General features: G+C 57.8%; 2 protein-coding genes. Both read right to left on the minus strand.

Going from position 1 to position 2,299, the window contains the following annotated elements; all coding sequences use genetic code 11:
- Positions 1-355 precede the first annotated feature (355 nt).
- Positions 356-763 carry a DUF930 domain-containing protein gene (locus EOA60_RS29385; protein WP_066989790.1) on the minus strand — a complete coding sequence of 136 codons (408 nt, stop codon included), beginning with the start codon at positions 761-763 and terminating at the stop codon, positions 356-358.
- A gap of 822 nt (positions 764-1,585) precedes the next feature.
- Positions 1,586-1,744 (minus strand): hypothetical protein, encoded by a 159-nt coding sequence (locus tag EOA60_RS37845; protein ID WP_164748299.1) that lies wholly within the window; start codon positions 1,742-1,744, stop codon positions 1,586-1,588.
- Between the last annotated feature and the right edge of the window lie 555 nt (positions 1,745-2,299).

The raw sequence follows: 2,299 nt of genomic DNA on the forward strand, positions 1-2,299 counted from the left end.
TTTCAGCGCCGCAAGCACTAGGTCGATCGCGATGACCTGGACAAGGGCAGTCAGGCTTGCGGCGCTGAAAATATCCATCGTCTGGAGCCTTCCTGTTTTGCGAAATGTCGATCTTCGAGTGTTCTAACGCCGGAGCGATTCACCGATTGATGCGATCGCGTTCTAAGTCTTTGTTTTCACGCAATTCCGGCGGGAAAAACGGCTGCGCGCCTTTCCTGGAATTGCTCTACGTGCATGGTTCCTGCACGTCAAGAGAACTCACGAAACAAGCGGTTGCCGCTCGTCTGGTTCCATTGGGTTCAAATGAGTTTGCACTCGAAAGGCCGATTTGCGCGCAACCGACCGCGGCAGTCGGTCAATCGTAAAGATTGTATTTTGCCCAGTCGGTTTCCGGGATCTCGTCACCGATCTTGTAGAGCAACTGCAGCACCTGCATGTGGTCGGGCGCAGTCTGGCACTTGAACTTCAGCCGGAACCATTGACCCTTGCTGCGAAAGGCGGCGCCGGGGCTCCTGATCGCGTCGGCGCTCATCTGGGGCGTGGCGAAGGCATAGGCCACCACACGGTCGGCCTTGAATTTGCGATCGTCGTGGCTAATCCGGTCGAGCACCTCGGCGTCGCAACGCTGTTCGAGACGAGTCTGCGGATCGAGTTTCAGCAGGCCGGCACGAAGTGCGTTGTCCATCGCCTTGGCCGGCCAGGCCAGCGCCAGAGGCGCCAGAACCATCAGGCAGAGCTTTTTCATGGGCGCGACAAGCAGCATATTCTGTCTGAGAAATCAACCAAACGCACGCGCTTGTGACATGGGTGCCGGCTCGGCCAGGCCAGCCATGCGGCACAAGCCAATCTCGGGCTTCGGCGACTGGGCTATTGCCATTGTTCCGGGGTCCGCGATGAAACGATCTCCGCTGCCGAAGAACTGTCAAGAACCTGTCAGACTTGGGTCGTATAGAGCAGGGACTGTAGAGCCTCTTTTTCTCCTCGTCGGGCGGCAGTATTGTGCTTTCAAAGTGCTGGAGCACAATCCTGCCCGGTTTCGCAGGCTCAGCCGCCGAACAGATTTGCGTTGGAATACTAAAACGAAGAACCGTCAGTGATGAGGTTTACCTGCTTATCGGATCCGTGTGACCAATGGATGGTCTATGATGTATTTTTCGACCTTCCGGCGGAATTGTCGGGCCGACTGCTGCTTGGATTAACGCAAAAGGGCGCAGAGCATTTAACTGAGCAAGCGAACATAAAAACTGTGTCGACCTGCCTGACGATGGAAACCGGCCCCGGTGGGAAGGCCGTTAGCCGGAAAGCACTTTACCAAAAATGTTTCGCTGCAGGGTAGCGCTATAGGTTCCGTGGTTTGCAAGATGATCCCATACGGAGAAACAGGCCGTGAGTGCGGCCAGAGCAAGAATAATGCGCATTGGAACTCCCCACGGCGCCCGAAAACGTCCAATGGTAAGTTCGTGTCAGATTGGAGGCTATTGCTAATATAGTGGGTAACCCTACACCGATCGCGGTATGCTACAGCAAGCGGATAGCAGGGCGACCTACGCGGACTTTGCGCAGCCGCCGGCACTTTCCTGGTGACTTAGCGAGCGATAGCTAGTCCGATACCGATGCCAACCCCCACGGCGACCCCTAAAAAGAGCTTGCTGGCGAAGTCCAGGGCGAACGCGCGCACAGCCGTATAAATATCTGTTCGGGGCTGCCTGACAGCAGCCGCAAGGTCGTCGAACATCGCTTCCATAGGTTGCCACCCGCGATTTCTTCGACCTGCAAGACTAGATCAGTTCTGGTGAGATGGGAATCCTCCGATCCATCAAAATTTAACGATCACGAAAGCTCGTTGGTAGGCACGTGTGGTAACGGTTGATTCAACCATCGCTGGTATAAAGCAAAGTCAGGTGGCGGCCCCGACAGAGGGCGGGGGGTGCTGGGCCTGCCGGAGCCGCCGGCGCGGGAGTGGGCGCTACCCGCGCTGTCCCAGAATAGGACAGCGCGGGTCTACAATTAGTTAAAGCTAATAGAATTTTGCCGGCGTGCCGCCGCTTTGTGTCGGCTGTCCTCCAGCGGTGTGTCCGCTGCCCGCCCGGCAACGTGCGGCTGAGGGGCGCAAGCCGCCGACCGTGAGGTCATGAGTCTGGTGCGCTCCTGAGATCGGTGTTCTCCACTGGACAAGAAACCTTGACGCCATTGCCTGACGCCGGGCGGCCCGGCAGGCTGGCGGGGTAGGCCAGCAAACGCCGGGCCTGACCGGTGGGCTCGGGGGCGAGACACAGCACCGGCTGCCGATAAACATACG

Source organism: Mesorhizobium sp. M1A.F.Ca.IN.020.06.1.1 (assembly GCF_004023265.1).
Lineage (GTDB): Bacteria > Pseudomonadota > Alphaproteobacteria > Rhizobiales > Rhizobiaceae > Mesorhizobium.

Bases quoted from the DNA above. Each gene is read 5' to 3' on its own strand.
- EOA60_RS29385 (WP_066989790.1), bottom strand. From the start codon at position 763: ATGCTGCTTGTCGCGCCCATGAAAAAGCTCTGCCTGATGGTTCTGGCG.
- EOA60_RS37845 (WP_164748299.1), bottom strand. From the start codon at position 1,744: ATGGAAGCGATGTTCGACGACCTTGCGGCTGCTGTCAGGCAGCCCCGA.